The sequence below is a fragment of the Lysinibacillus sp. RU7 genome (genome assembly GCF_057837305.1).
The window spans coordinates 1-274 of sequence record NZ_JBYQFK010000120.1 but is presented as its reverse complement, the minus strand read 5'-3'; the positions used below and the strand labels follow the sequence as shown (position 1 = coordinate 274).

At 56.2% G+C, this 274-nt stretch carries 1 protein-coding gene; it reads right to left on the bottom strand.

Annotation, left to right across the window (positions count from 1 at the left end):
• Window positions 1-274: CBS domain-containing protein (locus tag AC3II9_RS21775; RefSeq protein ID WP_489158775.1), on the bottom strand; the 274-nt coding region annotated here is incomplete at both ends.

The window sequence follows — 274 nt, the reverse complement described above, 5'->3', positions numbered from 1 at the left end:
CCCTCGGGCAGTACCAGGCCAACCTTGTCGGAAAACTCTTCGAGCGTGGTTAGGCCGTCAATATCGCGCTGCCTGACGTGAGCCAGATCAGACGGTTCAACGGTGTCATACTCATCGGTAATATCGCCAACTATCTCCTCGACGAGATCCTCCAAAGTGACGATGCCAGCCGTGCCACCGTATTCGTCGAGCACAATCGCCAAATGAGCATTAGTGCGACGCATCTCGGTCAGCGCCTTAAGCGCTTTGACGGTATCGGGTAGGGAGACGACGG